The sequence below is a fragment of the Caulobacter soli genome (assembly GCF_011045195.1).
GTDB classification, from domain to species: Bacteria; Pseudomonadota; Alphaproteobacteria; order Caulobacterales; family Caulobacteraceae; genus Caulobacter; species Caulobacter soli.
Genome location: NZ_CP049199.1, coordinates 4,078,610 through 4,094,017, shown reverse-complemented (window position 1 = coordinate 4,094,017; position 15,408 = coordinate 4,078,610). Strand labels below are relative to the sequence as shown.

The window sequence follows — 15,408 nt, the reverse complement described above, 5'->3', positions numbered from 1 at the left end:
ATTCTGCGCACCTATGCGGCGCATCTGCCGTTACCCGCTCGCTCTCTGGATTGAACCTCGGCGCGGCGCGGCGCGACCGGTGTCGGGGTTTTCCATTCGTCCGCGCTGGTTCCTGACTATGCGACCGACATAGAACTCGTTGTTGATGATCCCCGATGGGAGAGGCAGAACTTGCGTCTGCGGCAGTGTCATACACTCGAGGTTGACGACTGTGCTCAAGCTTCTAGAAGGTGATGAGATCGGGCCGCCCTGGCGGTGTTCGAAAACTCCACCTTGCTGCCTTCCGTGCCCCTGAAGGCTGACGAACTGATGCAACGCCTCGCGGGATTGGCCGCGCTGCGGTGATCTTCGATCGCTCGTTCCTGATAATTTCGACCTCTCAAGAGGCCTGCCTGTGACGCACCAGCTTAGTTCCCTTGCGATGCGTCGGTTGGCGTTACTGTGTCTGTGCGTTGGCGCGAGCGCGACGGGGCCGTGGGCCTGGGCGCAGGATGCGTCCGTTCCGGTTGTCGAGGCTCCGGCTGCCGAGGCGTCGACGACGAACGGTCAGGCGGACGAGGCGAGCGACGCCGCCCTGGTCAAGGCCAAGATCGCCGACCCTGTCGCCAATCTCCAGCCCGAGCCCGATCCAACTGACGGTGTGGCGCATCCGCCGGGCATCCGGCCCCCGGTCTATTCGGCGACCGACGCCAACGGCGTGAACCTGCTGACCGGCGACTATTCGCAAGGCGAGGCGATCAACAGCATCGGCAGCGGCGGCGCGCGCGGGCTGGCGACGAGCAATTCGTACTTCTCGGGCACGGCCCGCGGGTCGATGAACTCCTACTTCCAGCTGTCCGACGACGGGCACTCTGTCTTCACCAACCTGGTGCTGCAGGGCGAAAGCATGACTTTCCGCGGCAACCCGACCAGTGGCTGCTGCACGCCCGTCGGGGACTCCGTCGGAAGCTGGTCCTATCCGGGCTCGGTGATCACCTACACCGCGCCGGACGGCCGGGTGGCGATGTTCGAGAACCGCACCTGGGTCACAAACAACCGCACGCCGATCGGTCTGATCACCAGCCTGAAATATCCAACTGGCGAGGTTCTGACTTTCACCCGGGACGGCAGCGAAAACACCAAGGTCGAAAGCAGCCTGGGCTACGCCCTGGTCGGTTCGGCTGGCGGCGCTTTTGCGGCATTTTCTCCAGCGGCGGCTAATCTCAAGAACGGCGGCTGCGACACCGGCGCGTGCGCTGGCCCGACTTACGCTAACCAGGCCGATCTTGGGCGGGTTCTTCTACAGGGTGGTGGCTTCAGCTTCCGTAACCCCACTGGCGACAAGCCGCGAACCTACAGCCGTAACATCACCACGGACGATCAAGTGGCGCGGGTGACGTCGTTCACCGACGGCGTCTCGACTTGGACCTACAGCTACACCTATGTCGTGGACACGCGAGATTCGAGCAACGCGCCGATCGACGGTATCCTGACGACGACGACCACTGACCCGCAAGGTCATGTCCGGGTGGTCAAGTCGCGCACCGGAAACGGCCACATCCTCAGCGACACCGACGCCTTGGGTCGCATCACCACCTATCAGTATGTCGGCGACGATCAGGGTCTGCTGGGCAAGGGTAAGCTGGTCCAGATCACTTACCCCGAGGGTAATCGCGACTATTACAAGTTCGACGGCTATCGCAACGTCATCGCCAAGTGGAGCCTTCCCAAAGGCGCGCCGGCCGGCGTCGATCCGGAGGTGACGGCGGTGGCCGGCGCCACCGTCGTGCGCGCGGCCTACACCTGCCACGCCAATGTCTGCGATCAACTCGACTGGGTGCGGGACGCGCGCGCCAACCAGACCGACTACACCTATGACGCCACGCACGGCGGGGTGCTGACGGTGACGCGACCGGCGGCGGCCAATGGGGTTCGGCCCCAGACCCGTTACGCCTACGGTCAGTTCACCGCGAGGTACGTGCGAGACGGGGTGATGCAGGCGGCGGCCGCGCCGGTGTGGCGCGTGACCCGGGTCTCGACCTGCATGGCCGGGGCCGCGCCGGCCTGCATCGGCACGGCCGACGAGGTCGTCACGGCCTACAGCTACGAAGACAGCGCCCAGCCCAACAATGTGCGGCTGCTGTCCAAGACCGTGCGCTCGGGCAATGGCGCGCTGTCGGCGACGACCAGCTATGCCTACAACGATCGCGGCGACGTGGTGGCGATCGATGGGCCGCTACCAGGCGCGGACGACACCACTCGCGCGGCCTACGACGCCTCGCGCTGGCCGATCGCCGAGGTGACGCCCGATCCGGACGGCGCCGGACCGCTGAAAGCCCGGGCGACCAAGACAACCTATCGGGCCGACGGCCAGGTCAGCCTGGTGGAGCACGGCCAGGCCTCCAGCCCGAGCGATATCGGCCTTGCCACCTTTGGTTCGCTGCAGAGCGTTCAGACCTATTACGACGACCAGGCGCGCCCGCGCATGGTGGTCAATGTCGGCTTTGGCGAGACCAGCAACATCAGCCAAGTCAGTTACGACCAGCTGGGACGCCCGCAGTGCCAGGCCATGCGGATGAACCCGGCGGTGTTCTCCAGCCTGCCTCTGTCCGCCTGCGACCCGAGCACGGCGGGAGCCTATGGCCAGGACCGCATCACCTACAGCGAATATGACGCGATCGGCCGGCTGACCCGCGTTACCTCCGGCTATCTCAGCGCCACGCCGCGGGTGGAAAAGACCGTCACCTACACCCTCAACGGCCAGGAGCAGACGGTCGCCGACGGCAACGGCAACCTGACGACCTACGCCTATGACGCGCTCGATCGCCTAGCCAGTGTCCGCTATCCCAACGCCTCGGGCGGGGGCAGCTCCAGCAGCGACTACGAGACTTATGGCTACGACGAGGCGGGCAACCGCACCAGCTGGCGGCGGCGCGACGGCAAGACGATCGGCTTTGGCTATGACGCGCTCGGCCGAATGGTCCTGAAGGACCTACCCGACGCCTGGCCCGACATCACATACGGCTACGACAACCTGGATCGCCAGATCGCCGTGGGGCCCACCGGCGCCAGCCAGGTCAATATCGCCACGATGACCTACGACGCCTTGGGCTGCCTGGTCACCCGGGTCAGTCCTGGCGCGCCCAACTCCAGCTACGGGGTTGGGGCCACCTGCGATCAGGCCGGTCGTCGCACCTCGGTGACCTACCCCAACAACGCTACCCTGACCTACACCTACGATACCTTGGGCGAGCTGACCGGGATCTGGGAGGGGGCGGGCACGTCCGTCAACCTGGCGACCTATGCCTATGACGACCTGGGTCGCCGCGCGATGCTGCACTACGCCAACGGGACCGAGCAGCGCTACGGCTATGACGGCGCCTCACGGCTGAAGACCCTGACGCATGACCTGGCCGGAACGGCGCAGGACCAGACCTGGAGCTACGACTACAATCCGGCCAACCAGGTCATCAGACGAGCCAGCGCCAACTCGGCGCTCTATGATTGGAGCGGGAGCCAATCGAGCCGGAGCTATGGCGTCAACGGCCTCAACCAGGTGACCAGCAGCGTCGGGACCGCCAGCGAGGCCTATGGCTATGACGCCCGAGGCAACCTGACCTCCAGCGGCGCCAAGACCTATGCCTATGACGTCGAAAACCGCCTGATCTCGACCAGCGACGGTCAGTTGCTCTACGACCCGCTGGGCCGATTGTCGGCGATCGTCCCGGTCAGCGGCGCGCCGGTCTACTTCGCTTACGACGGCTCGGACGTGGTGGCCGAATATGGCGGCATCGGCTTGCTCCTGCGCCGCTATGTCAACGGTCCCGGGGCCGACGATCCGATCATCACTTATGAGGGCGCAGACCTGACCCAGAAGCGCTGGCTGATGTCGGACGCCCAGGGCTCGATCGTCTCGTCCAGCGACGCCACGGGCGCGGCCCAGACTCCCAACAGTTATGATGAGTACGGCATCGGCTCAGGCAACCCGGGGCGCTTCGGGTACACCGGCCAGATGCGAATGCCGGAGTTGGGCGATCTCTACAACTACAAGGCCCGCATCTACTCGCCGACCTTGGGACGGTTTCTACAAACCGACCCCACAGGCTATGACGATGGGCTCAACTGGTACGCTTATGTGGGCAATGACCCTCTGAATAAAGTCGATGCCGATGGACGAGACGCCATTGTCTTAAATGATCGCTTCAGCCCATGGTGGGCCCCGAGGGCTGACCATCAGGCGATAATTATAGGCAGTGATAAGGGGGGGTGGAAGTATTTCTCCAAAGATGGCTCTTTGGACAAGCGCAACGCTGCCCAAGGGCCGCCAAAGTACACCACTGCTAAGTTCAAGGGATCGCTTAACGATTTCCTAAAGAAGGATAATCTGTTCCGTAGATACGATACCGCCTACAGAGTGGCTTCGTCTGGCACGCAGGATGCTAAGATGATGGATGCGGCGCATCAGGAACTTCTCAAAACCTATAATGTGGCTTGGTGTAACTGTGGTGATCTTGTTCACGACGCTCTGGTTGCTGGCGGCATATCTTTTCCGGACACTGTCAATCCATCTGATAGCGTTTCATTTATGGAAAAATCTTCTGCATGGAGCGAGATGAAATTTCCGACGTCCGGCGAAGGCCGAGGTCAGCCCTCAGTATTTTCTTGTGATAAGTATCCAATGTTTTGCAATCCGGGTCATGTGGACGGTATAGCGAAATGAAAAAGAGACATTTGACCGCTCTTGCGTCGCCACTTTTGTTTTTGGCAATCGAGACTGTTTTACATATTGTAGATTCATCTCTAGGAGAGATGAGTACAATGCTGATCGTTTTTATTCCTGCTGGTGTCATATATGGGATAAATGGGATATATCAGAGGCTGAACTTGTGGATAATGTTAATTATATCAACTATTCTTTCTTATTTATTTGTAGTAATCAATATTAACTTTGTTCGATGGTTGGAAGTTGATTGGCTAAAAATAAGAGAATTTGATATTTATTGGGAACTTGCTGCTTGGTACCAAGCTCTCACCACGCCGGCGGCGTTTGTGGTCTGTCTTTGTTTGTTGGGCGGCCTACTGGTCAAGCGGAGAGCGGGAGTACGGTGACAGGGCGCCGTAACTGGGGGAGATGACGGCGTTTGTGGTGGTGAAGGTCGGCTGAGGCTGCACGAGCTTTCCGCGCGCGGCCGTGGAGGGGCATGTGAGGGCCAGGCACGGCCTTTGCCCGCCCGAGGTCCTGGCGCACCTGGTCGAGCTGCTGGCGGCCCCGGGAATGGGGCGAGCCGGTGACGATCGGCCAGGCCTTCGGTCTGGTGGCTCAGGCCCACGTCCGCCACGCCTTCACCGACTACGCCCGCCTGCTGCGGATCCCGGGCATGACGCGTGACGAGGCGCTGCTGATCGTCCGGCCCGAGGTGGCGGCGATCATCGCCGGCTGGGCGACGCCACGTGGCGGCCGGGGCGTGGTTGCTGATCCACCGTGCGAGGCACCGGTTTAGCGGCCTGGCAGGGGCTCGGCATGGTCGGGGCTGTCAAACGGCGTTCAAAACTGACCCCCGATCGGCGTCCAAAATTGACCCCTCTACGCTCTGTTCCCGGACCGGCGGCGAGGCGCGTAGCGATCAGCTAGCGCAGCGCGTCGCCGCCTAGTGAGCCACTGATCGATCATCTGCCCGGAGGGGATCTGGGGGAGGTTGAACAAGTTGTGGATGACGCTGGGCGCGCCGGTCAGGCGCGGTTCCTGAGCCGCCAGCTGTCACGGCGCCTCACGGCTGAAGACCCTGACGCATGACCTGGCCGGAACGGCGCAGGACCAGACCTGGAGCTACGACTACAATCCGGCCAACCAGGTCATCAGACGAGCCAGCGCCAACTCGGCGCTCTATGATTGGAGCGGGAGCCAATCGAGCCGGAGCTATGGCGTCAACGGCCTCAACCAGGTGACCAGCAGCGTCGGGACCGCCAGCGAGGCCTATGGCTATGACGCCCGAGGCAACCTGACCTCCAGCGGCGCCAAGACCTATGCCTATGACATCGAAAACCGCCTGATCTCGACCAGCGACGGTCAGTTGCTCTACGACCCGCTGGGGCGGCTGTCGGCGATCATTCCGGTCAGCGGCGCGTCGGTCTACTTCGCCTACGATGACGTCGACGTGGTGGCCGAATATGGCGGCATCGGCTTGCTCCTGCGCCGCTATGTCAACGGTCCCGGGGCCGACGATCCGATCATCACTTATGAGGGCGCAGACCTGACCCAGAAGCGCTGGCTGATGTCGGACGCCCAGGGCTCGATCGTCTCGTCCAGCGACGCCACGGGCGCGGCCCAGACTCCCAACAGTTATGATGAGTACGGCATCGGCTCAGGCAACCCGGGGCGCTTCGGGTACACCGGCCAGATGCGAATGCCGGAGTTGGGCGATCTCTACAACTACAAGGCCCGCATCTACTCGCCGACCTTGGGACGGTTTCTACAAACTGATCCGACTGGGTATGGGACGGGTCTGAACTAGTACGCCTATGTAGGGAACGACCCGATCGCACTGAAGTGCTGCGAGGCAGCTCTAGCTGGACGGGACTTGTTGGAAGCGGCAGGACGCGCCATGCGTGCCTTATCCTTCAAGCGTCACCGATTTCCGGCCAAGGTCATTCGCTACGCTGTTTGGCTCTATTTCCGCTTCACCCTGAGCCGCCGTGATGCCGAGGAACTGCTGGCGGAGCGTGGAATCGAGGTCAGCTACGAGACTATCCGCTGCTGGACGATCAAGTTTGGCCTGCAGATCGCCAGGGACTGCAGCGCCGGCGACCCGCACCGTCGCCAGACCCTTCGCCGGTTCCGCGGCGAAGCTATGCGCATCTGGAGCGGAGCAGTCGTTTGAGGCGGCGGCTGCTCGGGAATAATTGCGCCCGAGCGAATCAACCTGACAATCCTCAGGCCCTGCATCTCATCAGGAAAATCTCTCAACGTTCATTGAACCGTATCGCGAGTTTCGCGTCTGGGTGTAATCAAGCTTGACCATGCACAGAGAGGGCGCTGCGGGTATGCGCAGGTTTTGTACGATTGCTCCGCTGCTTCCGAGCGCTGATTTGGCGCGTCCGATATGACCCCGATGAGACCATTGCGTTTTTTGTCGTTGATGGCGCTTGTGGCGACCACAGCGCAAGCTCAGGCAACAACAGAATACGCCTATGACGCGCAAGGTCAGCTCATTTCGGTTTCCAGCGCGAACGAGACCGTTTCATACACCTATGATGCGGCAGGAAATCGCATCCAAGTGCGGGCGGGTGCGCGGGCCAGTCCGTATTTCGGATCTAGCGCCGCGTCTGGCGGCTGGACTGACCAAGTCGTCAATCCACGGCTTTTGGCCGACGTGAACGGCGATGGCCGCGACGATATAATCGGCTTCGGCGGCAACTATGTCTTCGTCGCGCTGGGCCAAGCCAATGGCGCCTTCGCCTATCCTGTCACCGCGACGACCAGTATGACTTTGGCCTTTGGCTGGACGAGCAACACTGTCTTTCCACGCATGGCGGCGGACGTGAATGGCGACGGCAAAGCCGATATCGTCGGCTTTGCCAATGACGGAATCTATGTCGGCCTGGGCCAGGCGGACGGCACATTCGCAACTGCTTCCAAAGCCGCGAACGGCTTTGGATACAACGGTGGTTGGACCAGCCAGGACACGCTCCCCCGTTTCATGGCGGATATGAATCGCGACGGACACGCCGACCTGATCGCCATCGCCAGCGATTATGTCTGGGTCGCCTTGGCGCAATCGTCGGGTGGCTTTGGTGTCGAGACGGCCGCAAGCACCCAGTTCACGAGCTCGCAGGGATGGACAAGTCAGAACCTGACGCCCCGTACGGTGGCTGATGTGAATGGTGATCGATATCCCGACCTCGTCGGCTTTGCATCGGACGGCGTCTATGTCGCCTTGGGGCAGGCCAACGGCACCTTCGCTACGGCCTTCAAGGCCATCGCCGGCTTTGGCCAGGCGACAGGCGGGTGGACGGACTTCAACACCTACCCCCGCTATGTGCGGGACGTAACGGGCGATGGCTTGGCCGATATTGTCGGTTTCGGCAGCAACTACGTCTATGTGTCGGCGGGTCAGCCCAACGGAACGTTCGCGATGTGGCAGGCCTATACGACAAAATTCGTTTCTGGGATGGGGTGGGGCGCGCAGGCGACGCAGCCTCGTCTCGTTGGCGACGTCGATGGCGACGGCAAGCCCGACCTGCTCGGAATTGCTCCTGACGGCGTCTACCTGGAACGCGTCCCCAGCGTCGCTGTGCTCAGAGCAACCAACTCGACCAAATCGGCGACGACAAACATCTTCCCGATGGCGGCGGCGCAGGCCCCCACTGCCGAGCAGCCTTCAATGACCTTGCCAACGACATCGGATCTGTACACTGGGCCGGTAAGCGACCAACCGATCCCCGGTCTTGCAAACTCACTCTCCGGGACAGTGCCGCCCCCTCTATTCGAGTCTCCAAGATAGGACGGTCCGGCGCCGTCGGGCCAATCGCCGCCATGTCGTGTTGATCGACGGGCTCGGCGCCTGGGCCCGCAACAGCTGCCAGGGCAGAGGAGCGCGGCAGGCGCGCCCTTTCGTTCAAGCGTCCCCGGTTCCTCGTCGATGTTATCCGCCACGCTGTCTGGGTTCGTTTCCGCTTCAGTCTGAACTCCCGGACGTCGAGGAACTGCTGGCTGAACGTGGCATCGAGGTCAGCTACGAGACCATCCGTTGCTGGACGCTCAAGTTCGGAACACAGATCACCCGGAACCTGAAGCAGTGGCAGCCCGCGCGGTCACCGCATTGGCATCTGGACGAGACGGTTTGCGATGTCGGTGGCAGGCGCATGTGACTGTGGCGCGCCGTCGACGACGTGGGCGAGGTTCTCGGCCTTGTGGTGCAACGCCGGCGCGACCGCCGCTGCGTCGAAAGAACTGAAGTTCAGCGACCTCTACCGTCTCAAGTCGATTGCACGAGAGCGGGCCGAGCCGGAAAATTCATACCTGCCAAACTCCGTTCTACGGAAACGTCACCCGCCAAGCCCGGTCAGCCAGATCTTCGTAAGGCGCGCAGGCCTGCACGGCACGGACACCGGCGCGTTCAGCGAGCAGCAGTTGCGGATCGGCGGGGGCGGAGATCTTGCGGACGGCCTTAGGCAGGCCGACCAGATGGCCGTCGGGACCAAGCTCGATCAAGAGTGTCGCTTTGCGTGCCGCCGCTGGGCGCCAGCACGGCGCCACCTTCTTCCAGAGATCGCCGGCCGGCGGTGAGGCGGGGCGAGCGCCCACGTTCGGCAGGGACGCGGCGGCGTAGAGGTCGACGCCCTCGGCGCTTTCACCCTGGCCCAACCCCCGGTCGGCCCGGCTGGACCCGGAGGCGCTTAAGGCTGTCGCCGCATCCGCCTCGCTATTGGCGGACGACCGCTCGGCTTTCGCTGAGGTCGAGGGGGGGGTGGCGGTGTCCGGCGCGATGAGGCGATCGAGGCGTTCGCCGCTAGAAGCGTCCGGGGCGGGAGCTTGCGAAGCCACAGTGGGCGCCGCAGATGTGGCTGTCGCATGAGTGGCTAGAGCCGGCGCCGCGGCTCCGCCTGGCGCGCCGCTGACCAGGGTGACCCCGACCACGCCGGGCGGGACGACGATGGTTCGGCTTTGGGCGCCAAGCCACAGCGCCCCCAAGATGATCACGGCATGGCCACTCAAGGCCGCCAGCGCCGAGACGGTTGTGATCCGAGTGTCGTCAAGCGCGTTCGGAGAGGATCCTGACATGATGCGGCGAACGTCTTGCTGAGCTCATAGGCGATGGTGTCACAACGGTAACGACCCGGGCGCTTCGGGTCTACTTGGCGCTGCAACTTTGAAGACGCCGGCTGTTCATCCGCCTGCATCGCGTGATATCAGGCGCTAGGAGGCCAAGCCTCCGGGGTATGCGCGTCGGGGCGCGGAGTGGGGCATATGCGTCAGGAACCAGGTCCGATCCGGGGCCAGGAGGGCTTCGCGGCCGTTGACGCCCTGGTGGCCGTCACCATCCTGTCGTCGAGCCTGGCCTTGTCGCTGATGGCGGTCCAGGTCGGGGCGCGTGCCAGCCGCTCGGCCGGCGAGACCCGCGACGCCGAACTGCTGCTGCGCGAACGCCTGGAAAGCACCACTGGCGAAGCCGGCGTCTGGAGCGGCCACGACCAGGGCCTCGACTGGCGGGTCGAAGCCCATGTGGCTGGCGATACGTCGCCTCACCGGGCGACACCCTGCGTGCGCACCGCTTCGGCCAAGGCCGCCAGCGGTCGTATCTATCGCATCGCCACCGTCGACACCTGCCTGCCCGAGACGGTCGGATGACCGACGACGGCTACACCCTGGCCGAGATGCTGGCGGCCCTGGCGATCCTCGGCATGGCCATGGGCGGGCTGGGCCTGGTCGCCAGCCTGATCGCTCGCCAGCAATTGACCTCGACCCGCATTTCCACACGCCTGGTCGATGATCGCGCGGCTGATCGCGCCCTGACCACATGGCTGGCCGAGCAGGACGTCGAGACCTTAAGCGGCGACGATCGCGGTCTTTCGGCGACGTGCGGGACGACGACCTGTACCGTTCGGCTGGAAGCCGACCGGCGGCGCACCGTCCTCGTCCTTCAAGGGCGGTCGGGATCGCGACGCGTCCGTCTTCGTCAGCCGGATGTGCGGTTCAGCTATCTGGACCGCCGTGGCGCGGTCGCGGCCTGGCCGCCAGCCGCCACGACGGGGGAAGATGTCCAGGACGCTGCGCCGCGGGCCATTCTGCTGTCCGCTGCGAAGCCGGCTCGGCCGCTGGCGGTGGCGCGAGTCTGGGCCTTCGAGCCCCGCGATTGCCAGTTCGACGCCATCGCCGGGGCCTGCAGGATCAAGACGCCATGAGGACGCCCCTGGATCTGCGCCTGGTCGAGGCGGACGGCGAAGCCGTGACCGACATCGCCTTTGACGAGGCTCCCGCCGCGCCGCCGCGTGTGTTCACCCGCGCGATCCAGGCGCCGGCCGGTTGGCCGTGGGAGCAGCGGCATGGCGCCCAGTTGGCGGCGCGCCATGAAGCGCCGCTGCCGATGGATCAGGTGCACCTGCAACTCAAGCGCCTGACGCCCTGGCGTTCCAACCAGAGCGCCCTGTTCGCCGCTTGCTATGTGCGCGTTTCGGAAATTCAGGAACGGTTCGAGGCGGACGTCGAAGTTGAAGGCCGGCGGGCGCAGGTGGTGTTCGAGCCGCCAGAGGCCCAGGCGCGCCGGGCGAGACGCGCGCTGCTGGTCGGCGTCGCGGCGGCGGGCGTCGCGGCCCTGCTGGTCGTGTCGGTCGCCGGGGCCTTGCTGGCCCGCGCTCAAGGCGAGGAACAGCTGGCGACGCTGGAGCACGACGCAGCGGTGAAGCTGCAGCGCGCCGAGGCGAGCCAGCTGGTTCGCCGGCAGTCGGCGGCGCTGGTCGCCGCATCGCCGGAGGATCGGGTCTCGTCGCCGCTGACGGATTTGGCCTGGGCGATGGCGGCGCGCGGTCCCGACGCTCGCATCGAAACCTGGCGCTGGGATCACGGCGTAAGCCAGGTCGAGGCGCGCGGCGAGACTTCGCCGTTCATCGATCTCCATCGCACGGTCACCCGCGTGGGGGCGACCACATGGCGGATCGAGCCCGAGGAGGCCGGACGATGAGCCGCGAACGCGCTGGCGGTCCGGGCTTGGCGGTCGCCGCGGCGATGATCGGCGGCGCCATGGCCATCGCCACGGCCACGGGTCTGTCGGCCTTGGCCCGCCCTGACGATCGCGCGGCGCGATTGGCGGAACTGGACCGAAAGCTCGAGCGCATCGAGACCCTGCAACGCGCCGACGCCGGCGGCCCGGCCTATCCGCGCGGCGCGCTCTGCCGGGAGGGCGTCGGGCGCGGCGTGGGGATCGTCGAGCAGAAGCTGCGCGGCGGTCTTGGCCAAGCCAAGTTGGCCACGATCGCGTTTTCGCCCTCCACGCCGGTCGGCGACAGCCTTCTGGTCGTCAATTTCCGCTTCGAGACCGTGGGGTCCTACGAGGACGCCACGGCTCTGCTGCGAAGCCTGGACGCGGCGCGGCCGATCCTTTTCGCCGACTCGGTCGATCTGGTCTCCAAGACCTCGGCTGTCTCCCTTCGGTTTTCAGGACACTTCTATTGCTCGACCTCCGCGCGCCTTTGATCCCGATCTGCGCCGGGGTGGGGCTGGCACTGGGCGCGACCGCCTGGCTGGCCGCTGGCCGGCAGGATGTTCTGGCTCCGGCGCAGGATCGCCTGGCCGCCCTGCATGTCTTTAGCGCGAAACGCGGTCTGGAGAGCGACCCGCCGTCGCTGTCGGGTCCTCCATTGTTCGCCCTCTCCACCGGTCCCAACGCTGTGCGCGATCCGGCGGTGGCGATGCTGGGCGTGTCGCGCATGCCGGGACGCGCAGCCGCCCTGCTGGCCATCGACGGTAAGCCTCCGGCCTGGCTGGCCCTGGGCGAGAGCCGCGACGGCGTGGTGCTGCGCGACGTCGGGTCCGGCCGGGCCGCGCTGGACCTGCCGCTGGGCGTGCGGACCTTGCGGATCGGCGAAGCCACGCCCGTCGCCCCGGGAGGGCCGATCGCCAGCAATAGCGCCTCGTCCGCGATGCCGATGTCCATGTCGGGCGACTTGCCGCCGCCCGGCTTCAGGTCGCCCCCGCCGCCCGCCAGCGCGCCCGGCTTTGGCGGATAAGACGTGTCTCAAGTGAAGCTTTTCATGACGTTCAAGCGCATGCTCTGCCTCGTCCTCAGCGGGACCTGCCTGATCCTTCCCATGGCGGGCTCGGGGTCGGCGAGGGCAGCGCCCGCGGCGGCGGCCGAGCGTGCGGAATCGTTCACCTTCGCCTTTCGCGACGCCGACATCGCTCAGGTGGCCGAGGAGATTCTCGGCAACGCCCTGGGCGTGCCCTACACGGTCGATCCCGGCGTCACCGGCAAGGTGTCGTTCCGGATCGACCGGCGGCTGACCCGCGCCCAGCTTCTCGAAGCTTTCGAGGCGGCCTTGGCGGTCAACGATGTCGCTCTGCTGCGCCAGGGCGACAGCCTGGTGCTGGCGCCGCGCGACAAGGCCCGCTCGTCAGCGGCGTTGCGCGATCCCAGCGCGCTCAGCGGCGCGCGGCGCGGCGGTTATGATATCGTGGCCGTGCCGTTGTCGTTCTCCGCCCCCACCGAAGTGGCCAAGGCGCTGGAGGCGATGACCGGCTCCAAGGCGGTGCTCTATTCAAACGATAAGCTGGGCCTGATCGTTCTGGGCGGATCGGGTACGGAGGTGCAGTCGCTGCTGGAGACCATCAAGGTCTTGGACCGCAACGTCTTCGAGGGTGCGCGCATCCGCTGGTTCGATCTGCGCCAAGCCTCGGCGGGCGCGGTAGCGACTGATCTGGCCAAGATCCTGGCCACCGCCGGCGTGCAGGGCGTTTCGGTGTCGCCGCTGAGCCGACTGAACGGACTGATCGTTTCGGCCCGCACCGAGACGGCGATGAACGAGGTGGCCGGTTGGATCGCTCGCCTGGACACCCCTTCGCGCGATCTCTCCACCCAGCTCTACGTCTATCGCCCCCGCAGCGCCTCGGCCGCTTCCTTGGCCCGGACCCTGTCACAAGTCCTGGGGACCGGTAGCGGGAATGGCGGCGAGACCATCGACCGCTCCGCTGGCCGCGATGTCTCCCAAGCCGTGGACTCCGCCGCATCCGTCAAGGATGACGGTGGCGCGAAATCCGGCGGCGGGAACGACAGCGAAGGCTCGAGCGATCAGAAGCTGGAGGATGGGGTGCGCATCGGCGTCGACCGTGACAGCAACACCCTGATCGTCCGTGCTCCGGCCGCGCGCTGGATGAGCCTGCTACAGACCCTGGCCGAGATCGATCGCCCGCCTGCCCAGGTGATGATCGAGGCCTCGATCATCGAGGTCAGCCTGACCAACGACTTCCGTTTCGGCGTCGACTGGTCGGCGGTGAGCGATAGCGGCAAGCTGGGGGGTAATTCGGTCTACACCGACAACGGCGTGGTCGGCCCCAAATTCCCGGGCTTCTCGATCACCTATTTGGGCGGTGATATCGACGCGGCCATCAACGCCCTAGGCTCGCGCACGACCATTGACGTGGTCTCCGCGCCCAAGCTGATCACTCTGGACAACCACAAGGCCCGTCTGCAGATCGGCGACCAGGTTCCGATCGTCACCCAGACGGCCACCAACACCACCACGTCTACGCCGGCCATCGTCAATACGGTGGATTACCGCGACACCGGCGTGATCCTCGAGGTCACGCCCAGGATCAGCGGTGACGACAAGGTGGTGGTGGATATCGCCCAGGAGGTCAGCGGCGTGTCCAAGACCGTGACCTCGGGCATCGACTCTCCGACCATCCAGCAGCGCAAGTTGTCCAGCACCCTGGTGCTTCAGGATGGCGCGGTCGTCGCTCTGGGCGGACTTATCAGCCATCGTAGCACCGACTCCAACAGCGGCGTGCCGGGCCTCAAGGACGTCAAGGTGCTAGGCAACCTCTTCAAGTCCAAGTCGAAGGAGGGGGCGCGCACCGAACTGGTGGTGTTGTTGACCGTCAAGATCATGCGCGATCCGGCCGCCTCCAGCCTGATGACGCGCGATCTGCTGGCCGACATGCGCGAGATCGAGAGCCGTGGCCTGCTGCCGCGCTGAGGACCAGGGCGACGGGGGCTACGCCACGGCCGCGGCCCTGGCGGTCAGCCTGGCCATCGCGATCCTGGCGGCGGCCCTGGTCATGCGCGGCGTCGCCGCCCTGAAGCTGGCGCGGGCTGACTATCGACGCAGTCAGGCCGAGTACGCCTTGTCCGGCGCGCAGATGCTGGCGGCGACCAAGCTTCTGAACGGGTCTGGCCCGGGGCGGCTGGCCTGGAGCGTCGGCGGGCTCGACGTCAGGGAGGTTTCGCTATTGGCCGAGGCCGAGGCGCCCAAGCTGCGACTGGCTCTGGCGAGTGACTTGGACGACAAGACATTGATCGGCCTGGGCGCGGTCGATCCGGGCGGGGCTCGTCAGCGGTTGGCTGGGCTGGAGGCGAAGACTGCGGCGCCGGACCAGATCCAGGCGGCGGACGATGGACGTGGCTGGCGCGCTTGCGCGGCCAGCGCCATCTCGCCCTGGGGGGCGGCCAAGGTCGTCAGCCTCGGCGGGACCCGCCAACCGGTTGAGGAACCGGGCGGGGCGCGCGCGGGTCAGGTCTGGCGAATTCGCGCCAGCACTGAAGATGGCTGGATGGACGAGCGGATTGTGAGATTGATCGGGCGGGCCGAGAAACCCAGCGCGGTGATATGGCGACGCTTCGGACGAGGCGTGGGGAAAGGCGTGACATGCGACAAGACCATCGAGCCTCCAACGACGGGCGAGAGCGGAACGGACGGGACGCCGGCTACACCCTGACC

13 protein-coding genes and 2 pseudogenes are annotated in these 15,408 nt (G+C 65.1%); 14 read left to right on the top strand and 1 reads right to left on the bottom strand.

Annotation, left to right across the window (positions count from 1 at the left end; all coding sequences use genetic code 11):
- The first annotated feature begins 394 nt into the window (after positions 1-394).
- From G3M62_RS19130 to G3M62_RS26995, 7 genes and pseudogenes are all read left to right on the top strand, one after another.
- The gene (locus G3M62_RS19130) at positions 395-4,699 is read left to right on the top strand and encodes an RHS repeat domain-containing protein (protein ID WP_165189895.1); all 4,305 of its coding nucleotides are present in this window, start codon (positions 395-397) and stop codon (positions 4,697-4,699) included.
- Positions 4,700-4,797: 98 nt separating this feature from the next.
- Positions 4,798-5,088, top strand: coding sequence for a hypothetical protein (locus G3M62_RS19125; protein ID WP_165189893.1), 291 nt, complete (start codon positions 4,798-4,800; stop codon positions 5,086-5,088).
- Positions 5,089-5,267: 179 nt separating this feature from the next.
- Positions 5,268-5,480, top strand: coding sequence for a DUF2293 domain-containing protein (locus G3M62_RS19120; protein ID WP_165189891.1), 213 nt, complete (start codon positions 5,268-5,270; stop codon positions 5,478-5,480).
- Between the two features lie 273 nt (positions 5,481-5,753).
- Positions 5,754-6,491, top strand: coding sequence for an RHS repeat-associated core domain-containing protein (locus tag G3M62_RS19115; RefSeq protein WP_484482921.1), 738 nt, complete (start codon positions 5,754-5,756; stop codon positions 6,489-6,491).
- A gap of 90 nt (positions 6,492-6,581) precedes the next feature.
- A pseudogene (locus G3M62_RS19110) lies at positions 6,582-6,752 on the top strand (IS6 family transposase); the annotation flags it as partial.
- Positions 6,753-7,097: 345 nt separating this feature from the next.
- A complete protein-coding gene (locus G3M62_RS19105) occupies positions 7,098-8,480 on the top strand; it encodes an FG-GAP-like repeat-containing protein (RefSeq protein WP_205691904.1) in 1,383 nt (460 codons plus the stop codon).
- A 143-nt stretch (positions 8,481-8,623) separates the two neighbouring features.
- A pseudogene (locus G3M62_RS26995) lies at positions 8,624-8,910 on the top strand (DDE-type integrase/transposase/recombinase); the annotation flags it as partial.
- A 103-nt stretch (positions 8,911-9,013) separates the two neighbouring features.
- On the opposite strand, the gene G3M62_RS19100 reads toward G3M62_RS26995, so the two are convergent.
- Entirely contained in the window at positions 9,014-9,343 is a 330-nt protein-coding gene (locus tag G3M62_RS19100; protein WP_165189885.1) for a hypothetical protein, read from the bottom strand.
- Positions 9,344-9,946: 603 nt separating this feature from the next.
- On the opposite strand from G3M62_RS19100, the gene G3M62_RS19095 reads away from it, so the two are divergent.
- Genes G3M62_RS19095 through G3M62_RS19065 form a run of 7 tightly spaced genes read left to right on the top strand, consistent with a single transcriptional unit; the run spans position 9,947 to position 15,406 of the window.
- Positions 9,947-10,327, top strand: a complete 381-nt coding sequence (locus G3M62_RS19095; protein ID WP_165189883.1) for a hypothetical protein — start codon at positions 9,947-9,949, stop codon at positions 10,325-10,327.
- On the top strand, positions 10,324-10,881 hold the full coding sequence (locus G3M62_RS19090) for a type II secretion system protein (protein ID WP_165189881.1): 558 nt from the start codon (positions 10,324-10,326) through the stop codon (positions 10,879-10,881). Before G3M62_RS19095 ends, G3M62_RS19090 begins: the two co-directional genes overlap by 4 nt.
- Complete coding sequence (locus tag G3M62_RS19085) at positions 10,878-11,657, top strand: hypothetical protein (RefSeq protein WP_165189879.1); 780 nt, start codon at positions 10,878-10,880, stop codon at positions 11,655-11,657. Before G3M62_RS19090 ends, G3M62_RS19085 begins: the two co-directional genes overlap by 4 nt.
- Positions 11,654-12,169 carry a hypothetical protein gene (locus G3M62_RS19080; RefSeq protein ID WP_165189877.1) on the top strand — a complete coding sequence of 172 codons (516 nt, stop codon included), beginning with the start codon at positions 11,654-11,656 and terminating at the stop codon, positions 12,167-12,169. Before G3M62_RS19085 ends, G3M62_RS19080 begins: the two co-directional genes overlap by 4 nt.
- Positions 12,145-12,702: a hypothetical protein gene (locus G3M62_RS19075; protein WP_165189875.1), complete on the top strand. Its 558-nt coding sequence runs from the start codon at positions 12,145-12,147 to the stop codon at positions 12,700-12,702. Before G3M62_RS19080 ends, G3M62_RS19075 begins: the two co-directional genes overlap by 25 nt.
- A 24-nt stretch (positions 12,703-12,726) precedes the next feature.
- Positions 12,727-14,667 (top strand): type II secretion system secretin GspD, encoded by a 1,941-nt coding sequence (gspD, locus tag G3M62_RS19070; RefSeq protein WP_165189873.1) that lies wholly within the window; start codon positions 12,727-12,729, stop codon positions 14,665-14,667.
- The gene (locus tag G3M62_RS19065; protein ID WP_165189871.1) at positions 14,648-15,406 is read left to right on the top strand and encodes a hypothetical protein; all 759 of its coding nucleotides are present in this window, start codon (positions 14,648-14,650) and stop codon (positions 15,404-15,406) included. The genes gspD and G3M62_RS19065 overlap by 20 nt, the downstream gene beginning before the upstream one ends.
- The last annotated feature ends 2 nt before the right edge of the window (positions 15,407-15,408 follow it).

Coding starts and splice junctions, on each gene's coding strand:
- gspD (WP_165189873.1), top strand. CDS start 12,727: ATGACGTTCAAGCGCATGCTCTGCCTCGTCCTCAGCGGGACCTGCCTG.
- G3M62_RS19085 (WP_165189879.1), top strand. CDS start 10,878: ATGAGGACGCCCCTGGATCTGCGCCTGGTCGAGGCGGACGGCGAAGCC.
- G3M62_RS19080 (WP_165189877.1), top strand. CDS start 11,654: ATGAGCCGCGAACGCGCTGGCGGTCCGGGCTTGGCGGTCGCCGCGGCG.
- G3M62_RS19090 (WP_165189881.1), top strand. CDS start 10,324: ATGACCGACGACGGCTACACCCTGGCCGAGATGCTGGCGGCCCTGGCG.
- G3M62_RS19095 (WP_165189883.1), top strand. CDS start 9,947: ATGCGTCAGGAACCAGGTCCGATCCGGGGCCAGGAGGGCTTCGCGGCC.
- G3M62_RS19125 (WP_165189893.1), top strand. CDS start 4,798: ATGCTGATCGTTTTTATTCCTGCTGGTGTCATATATGGGATAAATGGG.